The organism is Flavobacterium frigidarium DSM 17623 (assembly GCF_000425505.1).
GTDB lineage: Bacteria > Bacteroidota > Bacteroidia > Flavobacteriales > Flavobacteriaceae > Flavobacterium > Flavobacterium frigidarium.
In genome coordinates this window covers 13,237-33,131 of record NZ_KE384392.1, presented here as the reverse complement: position 1 = coordinate 33,131, position 19,895 = coordinate 13,237, and the positions used below count along the sequence as shown (strand labels likewise).

The 19,895-nt window shown below is 36.3% G+C and carries 9 protein-coding genes; 4 read left to right on the top strand and 5 right to left on the bottom strand.

The window, feature by feature from the left end; translation table 11 throughout:
* Positions 1-26 precede the first annotated feature (26 nt).
* Positions 27-230 carry a hypothetical protein gene (locus tag H603_RS0112890; protein WP_026708995.1) on the bottom strand — a complete coding sequence of 68 codons (204 nt, stop codon included), beginning with the start codon at positions 228-230 and terminating at the stop codon, positions 27-29.
* Between the two features lie 379 nt (positions 231-609).
* Here H603_RS0112890 and H603_RS0112885 point away from each other — a divergent pair, with 379 nt between their 5' ends.
* A complete protein-coding gene (locus tag H603_RS0112885; protein WP_035676111.1) occupies positions 610-2,157 on the top strand; it encodes an aldehyde dehydrogenase (NADP(+)) in 1,548 nt (515 codons plus the stop codon).
* 149 nt (positions 2,158-2,306) lie between these two features.
* On the opposite strand, the gene H603_RS0112880 is transcribed toward H603_RS0112885, so the two are convergent.
* On the bottom strand, positions 2,307-2,807 hold the full coding sequence (locus H603_RS0112880; RefSeq protein ID WP_026708993.1) for a pyridoxamine 5'-phosphate oxidase family protein: 501 nt from the start codon (positions 2,805-2,807) through the stop codon (positions 2,307-2,309).
* Positions 2,808-3,154: 347 nt separating this feature from the next.
* On the opposite strand from H603_RS0112880, the gene H603_RS17160 reads away from it, so the two are divergent.
* From H603_RS17160 to H603_RS0112870, 3 genes are all read left to right on the top strand, one after another.
* On the top strand, positions 3,155-4,594 hold the full coding sequence (locus tag H603_RS17160) for an IgGFc-binding protein (protein WP_157510448.1): 1,440 nt from the start codon (positions 3,155-3,157) through the stop codon (positions 4,592-4,594).
* Positions 4,595-4,600: 6 nt separating this feature from the next.
* A complete protein-coding gene (locus H603_RS16850; protein WP_316930300.1) occupies positions 4,601-15,307 on the top strand; it encodes a DUF7507 domain-containing protein in 10,707 nt (3,568 codons plus the stop codon).
* Positions 15,308-15,643: 336 nt separating this feature from the next.
* Positions 15,644-16,357 (top strand): GYF domain-containing protein, encoded by a 714-nt coding sequence (locus tag H603_RS0112870; RefSeq protein WP_026708992.1) that lies wholly within the window; start codon positions 15,644-15,646, stop codon positions 16,355-16,357.
* Between the two features lie 26 nt (positions 16,358-16,383).
* Here the strand turns inward: H603_RS0112870 and H603_RS0112865 are convergent, their stop codons facing one another.
* From H603_RS0112865 to H603_RS0112855, 3 genes are all read right to left on the bottom strand, one after another.
* Complete coding sequence (locus H603_RS0112865; protein ID WP_026708991.1) at positions 16,384-16,986, bottom strand: 2OG-Fe(II) oxygenase; 603 nt, start codon at positions 16,984-16,986, stop codon at positions 16,384-16,386.
* Between the two features lie 146 nt (positions 16,987-17,132).
* Entirely contained in the window at positions 17,133-18,596 is a 1,464-nt protein-coding gene (locus tag H603_RS0112860; protein WP_026708990.1) for a MoxR family ATPase, read from the bottom strand.
* A gap of 102 nt (positions 18,597-18,698) precedes the next feature.
* Positions 18,699-19,817 (bottom strand): vWA domain-containing protein, encoded by a 1,119-nt coding sequence (locus H603_RS0112855; RefSeq protein WP_026708989.1) that lies wholly within the window; start codon positions 19,815-19,817, stop codon positions 18,699-18,701.
* Positions 19,818-19,895 lie beyond the last annotated feature (78 nt).

The following is a 19,895-nucleotide window of genomic DNA, read 5'->3' as shown; positions in this document are numbered from 1 at the left end:
TTAGCTGTGCATACGCCAGCTTCTAGTTAGTTATTGTTTGTATCCACTACAGTTAAGCTCTCGTCTTCAACAACATTTAGTTGCGTGTCACTAAATTTCCCTGTAAGCACGTTCCCTATTTCATCTTCCCATTGCGTAATCACATTCTCAATTAGATCTTCTTCAAACCCTATTATTTCCATAGTTTGAACTCCAAATTCCTGTCTTACTTTTTGTCCTACCTTAAACATAGTTGTTAATTTATATAAATCTAGTTATTAAAGACTTGCAAGAAGTTTTAAAACATTGATTTAATGTTTTGATGTCCATTTATTAATCAATGTAAATTTAATTAGCTATACCATAATTCATTTTATAGTATTGAAACTACTTATTACAGTATTTTAATAATTGTTAAAAGGACTATTATTACAGCATAATAATGTACTAGCAAGATCCTTTCATTTTATAATTGATTAAATTGGAAAGAACTGAGTAGGTTTATTTAATCAAATAAGAAGCTCACAAAAATGCTTCCTATTAAATAGTAGTCGTTTTGTAGTATATAAAGCTAAAATTATGCTTATTTTTGGTAAACCAATTTGGAAAACCAGAAAAGTTTTAATTAAAATGAATACGACAACCTATTTTCAAGCTATCAATCCCACTACAAATGAGTCTTTAGAGAAGCAATTTAAAAATACTTCTATCGAAGAATTAAACGATGCTGTTGCAAAAGCGACTTTAGCATTTGCAAGTTACCGAAAAAAAGATAAAGAAACTATTGCTAATTTTTTAGAGCAAATTGCTGAAGAAATTATCAATCTTGGCGACGAATTAATTACGGTATGTAATCAAGAAACAGGATTGCCAGTAGGAAGACTTCAAGGTGAACGAGGACGAACAGTCAATCAATTGAAATTATTTGCCTCGGTGGTGCGTGAAGGATCGTGGGTAGATGCCCGCATAGACACTGCCATTACTGATAGAGTTCCCTTACCTAAATCTGACATTAGACATATTTTAATTCCGCTTGGACCTGTGGCTGTTTTTGGTGCTAGTAATTTTCCTTTAGCGTTTTCAACGGCTGGTGGCGATACTGCTTCGGCACTAGCTTCTGGATGTCCAGTGATTGTAAAAGGTCATGAAGCACATCCACATACATCAGCCTTAATTGCAGATGCAATCTTAAAAGCAGTCGCTACATGCAATATGCCAGAAGGAGTATTTACTTTATTACAAGGAAATACAAGAAGTTTAGGAGAAGCATTAGTTAAACATAAAGATATTAAAGCAGTAGGATTCACAGGATCTTTTAATGGAGGAAAAGCATTGTTTGATTACGCTAATCAACGACCAGAACCAATTCCGGTTTTTGCCGAAATGGGAAGTACCAATCCTGTTTTCATTTTGCCAGGGGCATTAAAAGAAAAAGCAGCCATAATAGCCGAAGGATTGGTCACATCTATAGCTATGGGTGTAGGACAATTTTGTACGAGTCCTGGCATTTCTTTTATCGAAAACGGATCTGGAATAGAACAATTTTATCAAACTTTAAAACAAAAAGTAACAAATACTGATTCAGGTACTATGTTAACCCCAAGCATTAAAATTGCTTATGAGCGCGGGTTAACAAAATTACAAACGGTACAAGAGGTAGAAGAAATTGCTGTAGGAATTGAAGAAGTGGCTGTAAATAATTCAACTGTAAGGTTGTTTAAAACTACGGTTGAAAATTATCAGCGAGAAGCTTTTTTAGCAGAAGAAAATTTTGGACCCTCAAGTATCATCATAGAATCTAATTCGAAAGAACAAATATTAGAGGCTGCTCGAAATTTACAAGGACACTTAACAGCAACAATTTTTGGTACTGATGAAGATTTCGAAAATTACAGTGAGTTATTTGATATTTTAGAATTGAAAGTGGGTAGAGTATTAGTTAACGGATATCCTACTGGGGTAGAAGTTTGTCACTCTATGGTTCATGGCGGTCCTTTTCCAGCAACAACAGCATCCAACTCTACATCTGTAGGTACGGGAGCAATAAAACGCTTTGTTAGACCAGTATGTTTTCAAGATTTCCCACACAGTAAACTACCCAAAGCACTGCAAAATGACAACCCATTATCTTTGTTTAGAATAGTTAATGGAACAATTACAAATGATAAAATAGAATGATTACATACCAGCGGCTTGATCAAATTGTGTAATTTTAAAGACTACATCTAATCCTCAAGATATAGAATTTTGAACAGATAATCGTTTAAACCATGCTGTTGGTATTTTTAAAGCATAAAAAAAGCATCAATTAATTGATGCTTTTTTTATTATATATTCAATTCTCCTTGATCCATCAAGTCTGGTTCATCGCCAGTAATTGCTCCCATTCCCATTTTAAGTAAAGTGACAAGAGTGTTATTTTTAGGATCCCAGTAGAATGCCTGATCAGGACGTACAGAAATCGCAGTAATGTTGGGGTCATTTACACCATCAAACCAAGCATCATCTGTGCTCTTATATAGTTCTTTTATAATTTCGAAGTTGGTTGTAATACTTGCTTGACCAAATACATTTAAAAATTTCATTTTGCTTGCATCAGAATACACTAAATGCATTGCACTATTTAAATTGATGTTTTGGTTATGCTGGCTATTTCTATTACTTAAAAACCAAATCAAACCTTCATCGTCTACTTTTTTAGTACTCATTGGTACCATATGTATTGGGTATTCCTTTAATCCACTTGCAAACATTGCAAAATCAATTTCGGTTGCTAGATCTTTTATCTTCTGTTTAGCCTCATCGCTAAATAAATTTTTAGTGCTCATAATAGTTTATTTATAGGTTTCAATTCTATTTTTTATTAAAGGTAAAGTACAAGTCCTAATAAACTATCGATTCATTATAATCTTGAAAATGTTTCATAAAATCTTACAAAATAGAATTTTAGATTCGTTTATGTTTTGGAATTTAAGTTATATGACTTACTGTGGTTTCCTTTTAAGAAATGCGCGGCAATCTGTAGAACAATCGTGAATTCATAAAGTCTTGTTAAATTATTTTAACTGAAAATACTTACCTTTGATCTATAATGTTTTAAAGTATGATATTTTTATTGTATTTTAAGGAAATATTAGCATTTTAAAATTTTCGTCAATAAAATTAAATCACTTATATGATAAAGAAATACTCTCTTTTAACATTACTATTATTTCTTTTTGTCCATACTGCATACTCACAATTAAGTGATTTGCATTATTTGCCACCATTAAAGCAGATAAACAATAATCAAGCAATAAGACAACAAGCATTTTATTTGTCATCTCCAGAGGCAATCGCTTTTCCTGTGCAAATTTTTCAAGGTACAGGAACTGTACCTATTGCAACTGTAATTGTTTCTAACGGATCTCCAGGAAGATACGATTTGGCAGATGGCGACAATAACATCACATTGGTTACAAATGCAAATACCGGAACAGTATTAAGCAATAGTGGTTTGCGCTTCTTTGCACCTGGTGGTCAAAAATTTTATGTGAATTACAGAGGGCGTTCATCAGCTCAAGCAACGTCGCTAACTTCTAAGGGACGACAAGCACTAGGACTAAAATTCAAATGGGGAGGTATACCTAATAGAGCTAATAATGGTAATCTAACCACTACTTTAGGAATAATGGCAACAGAAGACAATACTTCTGTCACCATAAGTGGTTACGACCCAGATTGTGAATTTAGATTAGGCAATGCTGCTGGAGGGATTACTAGTAACACAATAGAAATCACTTTAAATGCAGGGCAATCGTATGTTGTTGAAGCTTTAAAAAACCAAACTAACGCCAACATTGACGGTTGGTTAGGCGCGACGATAACAGCTGATAAAAAGATTGCTATTAGTAATGGTGGATTGAACGTAGGAATACGAACCGGAAGCGGTTCAAGAGATGCAGCCATAGATCAGCCCGTACCTCAAAACATTGTAGGTCGTGATTATGTCTTTGTGCGCGGAAACGGAACTAACGAGACTGAATTTCCTATAATAATAGGAACTCAAAACGGAACTGATATTTTTGTAAACGGTTCGACTACACCTATAGCTACAATAAATGATGGTGAATATTTTGAAATTCCAGGGAGTAACTATTCTTCAGGGAATATTGGAGCCAACATGACTGTAATCACCTCAAAGGAAGCTTATGCATATCAATGTTTAGCTGGTTCTAGCGGAATTCAAACTATTGGACTTAATTTTATTGCCCCAGTTAACTGTTTACTACCTGATAATTTGAGTAATATCCCAGATATTAGAGATGTAGACAATCTAAATTTTACTGGTGGAATTACAATTCTTGCTTCTACGGCAACTCCAAATGAAAATATCATTGTAACAGATGGTTCAGGAATAGTTGCTTTACCAGCACCTATAAACGCTTCAGGACTCCCTTGGAAATCATTTTTTGTCTCCAACTTAACGGGTAATGTATCTGTACAATCAACTGGTCCTATTGCAGTGGGTTTTATTGGTGTAAATAGTAACGCAGGTATTGCTGGCTATTTTTCAGGTTTTGATACTGTACCAGTCGTAGACTTAGCAATTACAGGTGGTGGTTGTTTACCTTGATCCGATATAAAAGAGACGTCAGATTCTTTTGATGCATATCAGTGGTACAAAGACGGAGCAATAATTCCTGGTGCAACTTCTAGCTCATATACTCCAGTATCTCCTGGTGATTTTTACGTCAAAGTAACCAAAGGGGGATGTACATACGATTCATCAATATTATCCGCTTACAATTGCGACCCCGAAATCGTTCTTACGAAAACAGTCGATAAAAGCGATGTTATTGAAGGCGACACTATCATTTTTAAAGTAAGTGTAAAAAGTTTAGGTGTAAATCCAGTCACAAATCTTGTGATTAATGACTTGTTACCAGCCGAACTTTCATTTGTATCTGCTACAGCTGTACGAGGAACTTGGAATGCTCCTAACTGGAATGTGGGAACGATGACATCTGGTCAAGTTTTCAATATTTTTATTACTGCCAAAGTTAATGAAGTTAGTGCTAGTTCCACAGTGATAAACACAGTCTCAAATACTCAAGATATAGCCGAAGCAGCTGTACAACTCGATGATCATACTGAACCAATAAATATTACCAATAGTTCAATGGAAGTTACCAAAACTTCTTTGCCAGCAACAGATGGAAACTATGATACACTGGGTGAACTCATCAAATATTCGATTATTGTTAAAAATACTGGCGATACCGTATTAAACAACATAACCATTACAGACCCGAAAGCTGATGCAGGAAGTATTAGTCCTATCTCTGTAGCTACGTTAGCTGTAGGAGCATCTGCAACATTTACAGCAACCCATAAAATAACGCAAGCGAATATTGATGCTGGAAAGGTGACTAATCAGGCTACTGCTAAGGCAACACTGTCAAATGGTTTTGAAATATCTGATATTTCAGATGATCCAGATGATTTAAGTAGTAATAGTGATGATCCAACAATTACCCCTATAGTTCAAACTGGAAAACTACTTTTAGAAAAAATAGCTGATCCAGCTGATGACGGACTTTATGATAGTCTAGGCGAAATTATAAACTATGAGCTATATGTCAAAAATACAGGTAATGTTACCCTAAACAATATAGTAATAACGGATTCAAATGCTAATACTGGAAGCATTACCCCTGCAACGCTTGCTAGTCTAGCACAAGGAGCCTCTTACATATTTACCGCAAAACACACGATAGTCCAAGGTGATTTTAACGCTGGTAGAGTAAGTAACATAGCTACTGTTACTGGTACAATTCCTGCTAATGGCACAGTAGTTTCTGACCAATCTGATGACCCTGCCACACTCGCTCCAAATGATGCAACTGTTGTATCCGTACCTGAAGTAGGAAGACTTGTAGCCACTAAAGAAGATGTTACTCCTGCAGGTACTGTGCTGAACACCGTTGGTCAAGTTATTATTTATAAAATTTTTGTACAAAGTACAGGTACAATCACCTTAACAGACTTGAACATTGTTGATCCAAATGCCGATACGATAATATTAGATTCAACTACTGGAGAAGATACAAATCAGGCTGATAACCGTGTGGACAGCATTGATCCTTCTGAGACAGCCACATTTATCGCTACGCACATCATAACGCAAATTGATTTAGATAATGGAAAAGTCACAAATAGAGCCACAGCCTCAGCTCTAGACACCACACCAGCAAGTGTAACAGATATCACTGACGATCCAAACAATCCGAATAATGATATGGATGACCCAACAGTAACTCCGCTAGTAGCTACACCTTCTTTATCTATTACAAAAACAGTAAACGACGATTCAAATGTAGCTAACGCTCAAGTTTTAACGTATATCTACGAGGTAACCAATGACGGAAACATAACTATCGATGCTATATCGATAAGCGACATACACAACGGTACTGGCACGTTATCAACGCCTGCTCTTCAAAGTACAACTGGTACAGATGACGATATTACTGATAATGAAATTGAAACTTTAGCACCTGGAGAAACAGGTATTTGGACTGCAACTTACACAGTTACTACTGCCGACATCACAAATCAAACTGACATAACTAATACAGTAACAGCAACTGGAAAGCCTAAAATAAACCCACTTACTAATACTACTGCTAATGCTACGAAAAGCGTAACCATACATCCAACAGATGCTATCTGTAGTAATATAACTCTAAGCCACAATTTAATAACTGATGGTCCGTATACAGGAGCGACATTCAGTTGGTTAGCAGTTCCAAATGATGAAATTACTGGTTTAAGCACAAGTTCACAATCAACTACTGAAATTGACGATCAATTAATAAATACAAGTGGTGTGGATCAAACTGTGCAATACAACATCACAGTTTCAAATCCCACAGGTACAATCATAGACAGCTACAAATATGTAGTGACTGTTTATTCTCAAATAGAAGTCCCAGAAGATGATGAAATTATCGTGGAATGCGCTGCGGAAATAATTGAACCTGAAGCTCCAATAGTTTTGGATTATCAAGGTATCTCCATACTACCTGTAAAAACATCAACTGCAACGGGAGACCAAAGTTGTGAAGGAACTAAAACATATACTTTCGAATACACAGATTGTGGCGGGAATGTTGCTACATATAATTATACCTATATTATTGATCGTACAACCCCTCCTGCAACTGTGCCAGCAAATGGAACAAGTACTGTAGAGTGTAGTGATGATGCTACTCCTCCTACTCCTCCAGCTGGAATTAAAGATATTTGTGGAACAGATATAACTGCTGTCTTAGTTTCAACAGTAGATGATCCTTCTACATTAACTTGCGAAGGAACAAGAACATACAACTACACGTTTACAGATTGTTCCGGTTTGGTTTCAAATTGGAAATATGTTTACACCATTGACAAAACAACTGTTCCTGTGGTACCTGCTGATGCTGGTTCGACTATTGAATGTCTTGCTGGTGCAGTGCAACCTGCTACGCCAACAGTGACTGATCAATGTGGAAACGACATAATTCCTGTAATCACAGAGTCGACTGATCCTACTTGTGAAGGAACTAAAGTATATACATTTACCTACACTGATTGTGCTTCGAATGTTTCGGTTTATACCTATACGTATACAATCGACTTGACAACTAAACCAGTTGTTCCGGCTAATGCGGGTTCGACTGTAGAATGTCTTGCTGATACAGTACAACCTGCTGCTCCAATAGTTACTGATCAATGTGGAAATACACTTACTCCAGTAATCACAGAATCAACTGATCCTGCTTGTGAAGGAACTAAAGTATACACTTTTACTTATACTGACTGTGCTTCGAATGTTTCGGTTTATACTTATACCTACACAATCGACTTGACCATTAAACCAGTTGTTCCTGCTGATACTGGTTCGTCGGTAGAATGTATTGTTGATGCCGTGCAACCTGCTACGCCAGCAGTGACTGATCAATGTGGAAATACCCTTACTCCTGTAATCACTGCTTCGGCTGATCCAACTTGTGAAGGAACTAAAGTCTACACTTATACCTATACGGATTGTGCGTCGAATGTTTCGGTATATACTTATACCTACACAATCGACTTGACTACTAAACCAATTGTTCCTGCTGATGCTGGTTCGACTGTAGAATGTCTTGCTGATGCAGTACAACCTGCTACGCCAACAGTTACTGATCAATGTGGAAACGACATAATTCCTGTAATCACAGAGTCGACTGATCCTACTTGTGAAGGAACTAAAGTATATACATTTACGTATACTAATTGTGCTTCTAATGTATCTGTTTACACTTATACCTACACAATCGACTTGACAACTAAACCAGTTGTTCCGGCTAATGCGGGTTCGACGGTAAATGATATTTCTAAGGCCGTACAACCTACCGCTCCTACCGTTATCGATAATTGCGGTAAAACAATCGTTCCAGTTGTTACTGAAAGTGCGAGTCCGGTATGTGATGGAACTAAAATATATACATTCACCTACACTGACTGTGCCGGAAATAGTGACGTTTACGTTTATACTTACCAAATTGACGTAACTTCAACATTGGTTATTTCCAATAAAACCAGAACTGTCTGTAGTAATTTACCTGTAAACTATGATTTAAAAACGGTAACACCATTGGTCAACCCTACTTTTCAATGGTCTGTCATTGACAACCCTAATGTAACTGGTGAAAACAATAGCAGCGGAACATTATTGAATGACATTTTAATAAATAAAACAGGAGTTGTTCAAACTGTAAAATACACTGTAACTCCTTTCAACAATAAAGGATGTGAAGGTCCTACATTTGACATCACAGTTACTGTAAACCCCGAACCTTTTGTAGCAATAATGCCTACAGCAACTATCTGTAGCAACATTCCGTTGAACCATGATTTAAATGCTGATGTTAACGTTGCAGGAGCAAACTTTAAGTGGGCGGCTGTAAATAATCCTAATATAAGTGGTGCAACAACTACTGTTAGTAGTAACGCTACAATTACAGACACATTAATAAATACTACGGGAGTTGTTCAAACGGTTATTTATAAAATTACACCCGAGTCTATAAAAGGATGTACAGGTGCCGAATACACATACACTGTTACTGTAAGTCCTGAAGCTAAATTAATAGTGACTAAAACTACTCTAGCTGCAACAGATGGTGCTTACGATAGTCTTGGAGAGGTTATTAATTACCAAATTACAGTTGAAAATCCAAATGAAGTAGCATTGAACAATTTGTCAGTGACGGATGTAAACGCAGATGCTAACAGCATTAGTCCACTTACAGTACCTGCGGTTGCAGCCTTTAGCAGTGTTGTATTTACAGCTTCGCACACCATTACTCAAGCTGATTTAGACGCTGGTTTTGTAGACAACTCTGCTATAGGAACGGCTTTCGACCCTTGTGATACTATCGTAACAGATAGCTCTGATGATCCTACTACCGCAGCTGCAAATGATGCTACAAGAACGATTATAGTCCAAAAACCAGTAATTGCTTTAGAGAAAACATTCCAATTTAATGATGAAAATGGTGATGGTATCACTCAGCTCAATGAGACAGTTACTTACCGTTTCAAAGTTGCAAATACAGGAAATGTAAACTTGACAGGAATCCAAATAACAGATCCACTAATTACAGTAAATGGAGGTCCTATTAATTTAGCTCCAGCTGTAACAGATGCAACTACTTTCTTTGGAACTTACACTTTAACCCAAGGGGTTATTGATGCAGGTAGTTTGACTAACTCAGCAATTGTAACTGCGGTAGATCCAAAAGGAAATGAAATTAGTGATATCTCCGATGATCCGAAAGACAACACGAATGCAGATACCAATGGAAATGGAAATCCAGATGATAGCACTATTTTTACAATAGTCTCTAAACCTGAATTAACATTGAAAAAATCTGGTGTATTTATTGACGCTAATAGTGATGGACTAGCACAAGCTGGCGAGAAAATCGAATACACTTTTGATGTGACCAACACTGGAAATGTAACGACGAGCGGTATTACAATTAGCGATCTATTAACAGCTGTGATTGGTGGACCAATTAAGCTAATCCCAGGTCAAACCAACAGTAGCACTTTTACTGCCATCTATACCCTATCGCAAGCCGACGTAAATAATGGTCCCGTGGTAAATACAGCTACAGCTTCGGGAAAAGCTCCTGATGGTAGCACTATTACAGATGCATCTGATGATCCTTCAACAATAGCTGATAACGATGCTACTGTGACAAAACTGACTCAAGATGCACAGTTGACCTTACTAAAAACATCGGTATTTAAAGATGAAAATGGCAACGGCTTCCCTGAGGTAGGTGAAACAATTGATTATATATTCAATGTAAAAAACAATGGAAATGTAACCTTAAATGATATTAAAATCACAGATCCGTTAATTACTATTTCTGGAGGACCTATCACTTTACTTCCTAATAAATCAGATCTTGCTACTTTCAAAGGTTCGTACACACTAACCTTAAATGATATCAATCTGGGTACTGTTGTAAATAGTGCAACAGCTACAGCAAAAGATCCTAGCGGAGATGCGGTTACAGCTTTATCTGATGACCCTACTAATCCTAGTAATGTTGATACTAATGGTGATGGACACCCTGATGATAAAACGGTCACGAAGTTAAAAGCGAACCCAAAATTATCTGTTAGCAAAACAGGAATTTTCAATGATCGAAATGCAGATGGAATTGCACAAGTAGGCGAACAAATAACATATACGTTTGATGTAAAAAACATTGGAAACGTAACGGTTAGCAACATCACTATAACCGATGCATTAGTAATTGTAAGTGGTGGTCCAATTACATTGAACCCTACTCAAAATGATACAACTACTTTTACTGCATCATACACAATCAAACAAAGTGATATAGATGCCGGTAAGGTAACTAATACTGCAATCGCATCTGGTGTGAGTCCGAATGGGGCTATTGTTAAAGACACCTCTGATGATCCTAACAATGGCACCAATCAAGACATTAATGGTAATGGTGAGCCTGATGACGCTACGGTAACTCCTCTCCCTGGAAAAGGAATTATTAGCTTAATTAAAGTAGCTTTAGCACCAGCTGATGGAGCTTATGACACTGTAGGGGAAGCTATCAATTACAAATTGACAGTGACAAACACAGGAAACTTGACTCTTACAAACGTAATTGTTACTGATACTAATGCAGATAATGGAAGCATACTTCCTGCTGTAATTGCTACAATTGCACCTGGAGCTAGCGCAGTTGTAAATGCTAACCACACTTTGACACTTGCAGATATCAATTCTGGAGGAGTAACAAATAGTGCATCGGTAACGTCAAAAGATCCTTTTGGAAATACCATTACTGATATCTCTGATGATCCAAATAATACTAATGATGATGATGCAAATGCAGATGGTGATCCAGATGATGCAACTGTCACTCTTGTTACACAAAAACCATCGTTGTCATTAGAAAAAACAGCTACTTTTAACGATGAAAATAATGATGGATTACCACAATTAAATGAGACCATCACATACAATTTCAAAGTAAGTAATACTGGAAATGTGTCTCTTTCTAATGTGATAGTAACTGATCCATTAGTAACTGTTAGCGGTGGTCCTATCTCACTGTTACCCGGACAGAATAACAGCACAACTTTCTTTGCAAACTATACAATTACTCAAGCGAACATTGATGCGGGTAGTATTGTAAATGCTGCAACTGTGAATGCTAAAGATCCTAAAGGAAATACGGTATCAGATACTTCAGATGATCCTACTAACGCCACAAATAATGATATTAATGGAGATGGAGAACCAGATGATACGACCGTAACGCCATTAGCAACTAAACCACAATTGACCATTACTAAAACTGGTATTTTTATTGATGCCAATAGTGATGGACTTGCACAAGCAGGGGAAACAATTAGATACCAATTTGATGTGTCTAATAGCGGAAATGTAACAGTATCTGGTATAACGGTAACTGATGCACGTGTAACAGTGACTGGAGGACCTATTACTTTATTACCTCAGGCAAGAAATACAACCACTTTTAAAGCTGCTTATGTTTTAACGCAAGAGGATGTAGATTTAGGATATGTAATTAATACTGCCACTGCTTCTGGTAAAGATCCAATGGGCAATACCGTTTCTGACAAATCAGATGATCCAACAACGTCTGCTAAAAACGATGATACTACCACTACTCTAGCTAGAGAATCGCAGTTGTCATTGTTTAAAACAGCGACATTCAATGACGAGAATGGTAATGGACTACCGCAAGCAAACGAAACAATCAACTACAAGTTTGATATTCGTAATAACGGTAATGTAACTGTATTTAACGTGACGATTACTGACCCAATAGTTCCAGTTGTAGGAGGTCCTATTGACTTAAGTCCGGCACAAATTGATGACACTACTTTTACTGCTATTTATACTATCAAACAATCAGATATCGATTCAGGTTCAATTTCGAACTCAGCTATTGCAGCAGGTCAAGATCGTGATGGAACAGTTGTAACTGATGTGAGTGATTTCTCTGACGATCCCGACAATCCTAATGATATTGATTTAAATGGTGATGGTGATCCAGATGATCCTACTGTGAGTTCGCTAACAGGAAAAGCTTCTTTATCATTAACTAAAACAGCAACATTTAATGACTTAAATGCAAACGGTTTTGCTGATTTAAATGAAACCATTAGCTATGTATTTGAAGTGACCAACACTGGAAATCTTTCGATTAATAACATTTTAATCACTGATCCTCTAGTTACGGTAACTGGAAACGCAATTGATTTGGCTCCAAGCCAAAAAGATGCGACTACTTTTACTGCTCTTTACATCATTAAACAAGCAGATTTAGACGCTGGACAAATAACAAACTCAGCCAATGTTAGCGGTCAAGACCCTAACGGAAACACGGTAAGAGATACTTCTGACGATCCTGAAAATGCTGCAAACCTAGATAATAATAACGACGGAAATCCTGATGATGCAACAGTGACTACCTTCCCTGTGCAAGGCAAAATCAACATTACAAAAACAGCACTAGTAGCTGCAGATGGTCCTTATGACACAGTGGGTGAAAAAATCACTTATAATATGGTAGTTACTAACACAGGTAGTACCACATTAACAGCTGTAAGAGTAACTGATGCTAATGCAGATAGCGGTAGTATTGTGCCACAAATAACAACTGCACTTGCTCCAGGGCAATCTACAACTGTATTGGCTACACATACTATTACACAAACTGACTTAAATGCTGGATTAGTAAACAACTCAGCGACAGTAAGTAGTAGAGACAAGTTAGGTAACACGGTTTTAGATATTTCTGATGACCCAACTAATCCTACCAATATTGATGCAAATGCTGATGGCGATCCTGACGATGTAACTGTAACTGCAATGGTCCAAAAACCAAAATTAGCGCTTACAAAAACAGTAACCACAGCTCCTGACGGTTTATGGGATGAAGTAGGCGAAGTAATTCTGTACAACTTAACGCTAACAAATACAGGTAATGTTACGCTTACTAATGTAGCTGTTGTAGATCCAAATGCTGATAATGCAAGTGTACTACCGGCCAACTTTGCAAAATTAGAACCTGGACAAAAAGTATTCCTAACTGCCTTGCATACGATCACTCAAAATGATTTAGATGCTGCTAGTGTTACAAATTCTGCCACTGCAAATGCTACAGACCCTAAAGGAAATGCCGTAAGTGATTTATCTGATGATCCTAATAATCCAGCAAATGTAGATACCAATGGAAACGGAAATCCTGATGATGCAACTGTAACTGCTATTCCGCAAACAGCCACAATGGACCTTACTAAGGTAACGACTACGCCTCGATTTACTAATCTTGGAGATATTTTAACGTACACTATCACAGTAAAAAATACAGGAACAGTGACTTTGTTAAATGTGGTTATTCAAGATGCTAATGCAACCTTTACAAGCTCAGCGACAAAAAGCACTTTGAGTCCTGGTGCATCATTTGCAACAACAGCACAACATATTGTAACTGCAGAAGATTTAATAATGGGCTTTGTGGATAATAGTGCTATTGCCACCGCAATGATTCCGTCTTCAAATGTTGCGGTTTCAGAAGATTCTGATGATACTAATGACAGTACCAATATAGACATTGATGGTGATGGCGACTTTGAAGATCCTACTAGTAGTTATCTAGATACAGATGCTGATGGTGTGGCTGATATCATCGATATTGACGACGACAACGATGGTATATTAGATACTGTTGAAGGCATTAACGATAGTGATGGGGACGGGTTTGTCGATAGCCTTGACATTGATGCGGATAATGATGGAATTCCTGACAACGTCGAAGGACAATCAACAGAAGCTTACATCGCTCCTACTGGAATCGATGCTAATCTAAACGGTCTTGACGATGCCTACGAAAAAGGAACTACAATTGGAATCACACCAGAAAACACTGATGGAACCGATTTACCAGATTATCTTGATGATGACTCAGATAATGATGGTATTACAGACACCATAGAAGCATTTGATAAAAACCACGATGGTATACCTGATTTATTCCTTTCAGGAAATGATGCTGATCATGACGGACTTAATGATAGTTTTGAAGGAAGCAATACCACAGACGGTTTTGTAGTGAATAACGGACTTAGAAATGGTAGTTTAGATACTAACAATACTGATCTAACGGACCAACCTGATTACCGCGATACTGACGATGATAATGATGGCGTATTTACCATCTATGAATTAGATCCTAATAGAGACGGAAACGGACCAGACGATACTGATAATGATGGAATTCCTGATTATCTAGATACAGATGACGATGGTGATGGTATAACAACTCGAAGAGAAGGTGCAGATCCTAACGGTGATGGAAACCCGAGCGATGCTATCGATGCTAACGCAAATGGCATCCCTGATTATCTTGAAGTAGGGAATTTTAACCCTAACATCCCTGATGATGAGATTGAGGTATTTAATTTTGTTTCTTCAAATTCTGATGGTAAAAATGACGTACTTGTTTTAGGTAGGATTTTTGAATTCCCTGAAAACACAGTCGAAATCTACAACCGTTGGGGTGTCCTAGTTTACGAGACTAAAGGCTACGGAACAAGGAACAACTACTTTAGAGGATACTCTGAAGGTAGGGTGACTATTTCTAAAGATGATAAGCTCCCATCAGGAACTTATTTCTATGTGATCAAGTACAGATCGGGTATCAATCTTAAACGAAAAGCAGGTTATTTGTTTTTACAACAACAATAAAATAATCACTTAATTTAAGGCTATCCACAATTTTGGATAGCCTTTTTTTTCTTTAATTTGGAGCTATTCCTAGCCTCCACTACATTCTTTTCTTTAAAAATGTTTTATTCTAAGCCTTAAAAGGAGCTTCTTACAGTCGTTCTTTTAAGTCAAGATAAAATACATTTGTATAGAAAAGGAATTCCACTTCAGTTAGGGCTAAAAACCTGCATATATACACAATTAGTTATTTTAATAAAAATTGATTTTAAAGTATATAATGCCCAATATGAACTATAAGAATACTATTTTTGCAACCATAAATTATCGTTAAACATTTACTCTAGTACCTTAAAAATGAAGACATATTATATCAATAACGGAGGTGAAAATGCAGGCCCTTTCACAATTGAGCAATTACAATTTCAGCTTGTTTTGAAAGAAACTTTAGTTTGGTCTAATGGAATGGTCGCATGGAAACCAGCGGCAACTTTTCCGGAACTGCAGCAGCTGTTTTATAAAACAGCTGACGAAAGCACTGAAAAAAAATCAGCTTATACCGAAGATGTTGCTACGACAAAATCGGCTACAATTCTAGGTTTAAAAAAGAGCTATTTTTATCTTGGTGTATTATTGACTTTTGTATTTATTGGTATAGGAATTTTAAAATACATCCAACAATCAAAACAAGCGATTTTAGACGAACGAAATAAAGAAACACAGTTTGGTAACGCTCAAGTGGAAATCCAACAAAAAGAGGCAAACCAAGATCGTATTCAGCAAGAAATCGAAAAGAGAATTCAATCGCAGAATAATGCCAAATATAGAAAAGATACCATCACCGCTAGAATTGAAGAGGTAAAAAATTTGTTAGTACAAAACAAGCAAGATTTAGTATACTTAAAAGAAGAAAAGCAAAATGCAGAGAACTTTAAACTCCTCCGCAGTGAAGAAGGTAAACAAGAACAAATCGATGCTGCTCAAGTCGAGATCGAAAATAAAATAAGAACAGTAGATGCCCTAGACAATGAATTAAATCGTCTTTACTTAGAACTTGAAACAATTCATTAAATTGACTGTATTGATAAGCATCTTTTTTACAAGATGCTGTCACACTTTAACCAACCTGTAATACTCATTCTAGTCTTATTTGTTAATAAAACTTCGTGCAGTAGTTCGTCACTTTTAAAGAATACAGTCTTACCAGCATTAGGACTAATCTTTTGATCAACTCCATTTTGGTGGATTTGTAATTCTCCGCCATCACTTATTTGCCAATCTGGATTTAGATAACTGATAATCGAATATTTTCTAGAAGGATTAGACTTAAACTGATCTAAATGCTGCAGGTAGAAATCGCCTTCTTCATAAAGAGCATAATGAAATTCATAGTCTGTAATTCCAGTATAACAGCTTTCATTTAAGTATAAGATAAAAGCTTCCATTTGCTCAAAGAATTGGTTTTCGAAAGGATCATTGTGTTTTTTATCCAACCAATAAATTGAATCACTGCGTATCTCGCTATCGTAAGAAATCATATCAGCATTGCCTATTCCGGCTGCTTTTAACAAACTCTTGCTTTGTAAATTTAAAATGTTTTGTCTTAAGTTGTTTGAAAGTTCTGTAGTCAAGAAATTTTCAGATATACCTACTTTACCATCAATATAAGTGGTAATCAAAGCCTCAAAGCTGTTTTCCATTGGAGTGTAAGCGACCGCAAAGACGGCCAACCTTTGTAAGGTAGTATATATTGCCTCACTTATTACTTGTGCTAAAAAATATAAGTGCACTATAAAAAAAAGCACTTAGAATAAATCCTAAGTGCTTTTACTACTGTGGTTAGCAATTATAACTTGCTAATATAACTTCCGTAAATATCTTTAAACTGATATCCCTTGGTGATTCGGTCTTTACTCAACTTATTATTTTCGACCAAAGCCCATAAAATAAACTCTTTCATAAATAATTTATCTTCCTCAACTAACTCTGGTTGGTATTTTTTAATCAAAATCTCAAGGGGAACAATCGCACTTAATATTCTGCTATATTCCTCATCTGTTGCATCGTCTAGTAATTCAAATCCGCTTTCGGCAAAAAACCATTCGATCAAATCAGTGTAAGCAGTTTTAGCGTCTGGTTTTTCTAACTTTTCGATTTTAGGAAAATACGCTGGGAAAAAAGTATGAATTGCTGAACCTAGAAGATTTTGTGCAACTGCAGCTGCTCCCTCCTGCTCTCCTTCATAAACTAATTCTACTTTTCCGGTAATTGCTGGAATGATTCCCATAAAATCAGACAAACGCAAACTTGTTTTATCTGCTCCTGAAAGCAACGCTCTACGCTCTGCAGTACTTAATAAGTTTTCATAAGCCGTAATACTCATTCTAGCACTTACCCCACTTTTATTATCAATGTATTCGCTCTCACGAGCTTCAAAACTAATTTGTTCTAATAAATCTTTAGCTAATGAAGGCACATAAACCATTTCTGTTTGTGATTGATCTAACTTAGCTTCTTGCTCTGTAATTGTTCTTGCAATTTTTACACTTTCAGGATAATGCGTTAAAATTTGCGAACCTATTCTATCTTTTAAAGGAGTTACAATACTTCCACGGTTGGTATAATCTTCCGGGTTTGCAGTAAACACAAATTGCATGTCTAATGGCATTCTTAATTTAAATCCTCTAATTTGGATATCTCCTTCTTGCAAAATGTTGAATAATGCTACTTGAATACGAGCTTGTAAATCAGGTAATTCATTGATTACAAAAATACAACGATTGGCACGAGGAATCATACCAAAGTGAATTACGCGGTCATCTGCATAAGACAACTTTAAATTTGCTGCCTTGATAGGATCAATATCTCCAATTAAATCGGCTACGGTAACATCTGGCGTCGCTAGTTTTTCATAAAAACGCTCACTTCTATGCAACCATGAGATTGGTGTATTGTCTCCTTCTGCTGCAATTAAATCTTTAGAAAAACGAGAAATCGGGCTTAAGGGATCGTCATTAATTTCTGAGCCTGCTACAAACGGAATGTACTCATCAAGTAATTCGGTCATTTTACGTGCTAATCTTGTTTTGGCTTGACCACGAAGACCTAGTAAATTGATATTGTGACGCGATAAAATAGCACGCTCTAATTCTGGAATAACGGTATCTTCAAACCCGTGAACACCTTCAAATGCAGGTTGTCCTGATTTTATTTTCTCTCTTAAATTATTACGAAGCTCTTCTTTAATCGAAATACTTTTGTATCCCGCAGCTTTTAATTCTCCTAATGTATGTATGTTTTCTATTTTCATTTCTTTAATTTAGAAATTGAATCATTAAAATTCAACTTATTTATTTCTCTTTTTTTTCAAAGATTTAAACTGTACTATTCTACTATTATAAAATACTAATTGCTATTTAATTCTCTTTTTACGGTTGGTTTCATAATCTTCAAATATCATTTCGCCCAAACCTTTTAATCCAGTATAAAACGCTTTTCCCTGATTGGCTTCGGTAAACTTATTTACAAATTTCTGCAAGTAAGGATCGTTTGCAATCATAAAGGTGGTAATTGGTATGTGTAATTTTCTTGCTTGCTGTGCTTGATTGTAACATTTATCAACGATATATTCATCAAGACCATTACTATTCATGTAATACGATCCATCACGTTCTCTCACACAACTTGGTTTACCATCAGTAATCATGAAGATTTGCTTGTTGGTATTTCGTTTTCTACGCAACATGTCCATTGCTAACTGCAGACCTGCGACTGTATTGGTATGAAAAGGTCCTACTTTTAAATAGGGTAAATCTTTGATCGCAATAGGCCAAGCATCGTTACCAAAAACCAAAATATCTAATGTATCTTTTGGGTATCGTGTAGTAATTAATTCGGCAAGCGCCATCGCCACTTTCTTTGCTGGAGTAATACGATCTTCACCATATAAAATCATACTGTGACTTATATCGATCATTAATACCGTACTCATTTGAGATTTGTGCTGTGTGTCCTCGACAACTAAGTCGTTTTCAGTCAACATAAAATCGGAAACGCCATTGTTGATTTGGGCGTTTCTCAAACTCTCAGTCAATGAAATCCGTTCTAAGCCATCACCAAAATGGAATTCTCTAAACTCACCGGTGTGCTCATCACCATTTCCAGACTGTTTGGTTTTATGATTTCCACTGCTTGTGCGTTTTAAATTCCCGAAAATTTGATCTAAAGCTTGCTGACGAATAGCTCGTTCTGTCTTGGCAGTAATTCCTAAGCCTGAAGAACCATCATCTTTCACTTCGTCTCTAATGTATCCTTTCTTCTTTAAATCCTCTATAAAATCATCAATAGTATACTGTTCATCTGTGAGGCTATACTCGACATCTAATTCCCGCAACCACTCAATAGCTTCATCAAAATCTCCTGAAGTATGCGTGATTAATTCTTTGAAAATACCAAAGAGTTTATCAAACGGAGACTGACTTGGCGCTGCGTATTGCTTGAAATAAAATCCTTTTTTATTATCATTTTTCATAACTTTAAAATTACACCATTTAAAATAGTCTTCAAGCAAACGATTATTAATTTTTAGTTAAAAAGATTTTGTTTTTTT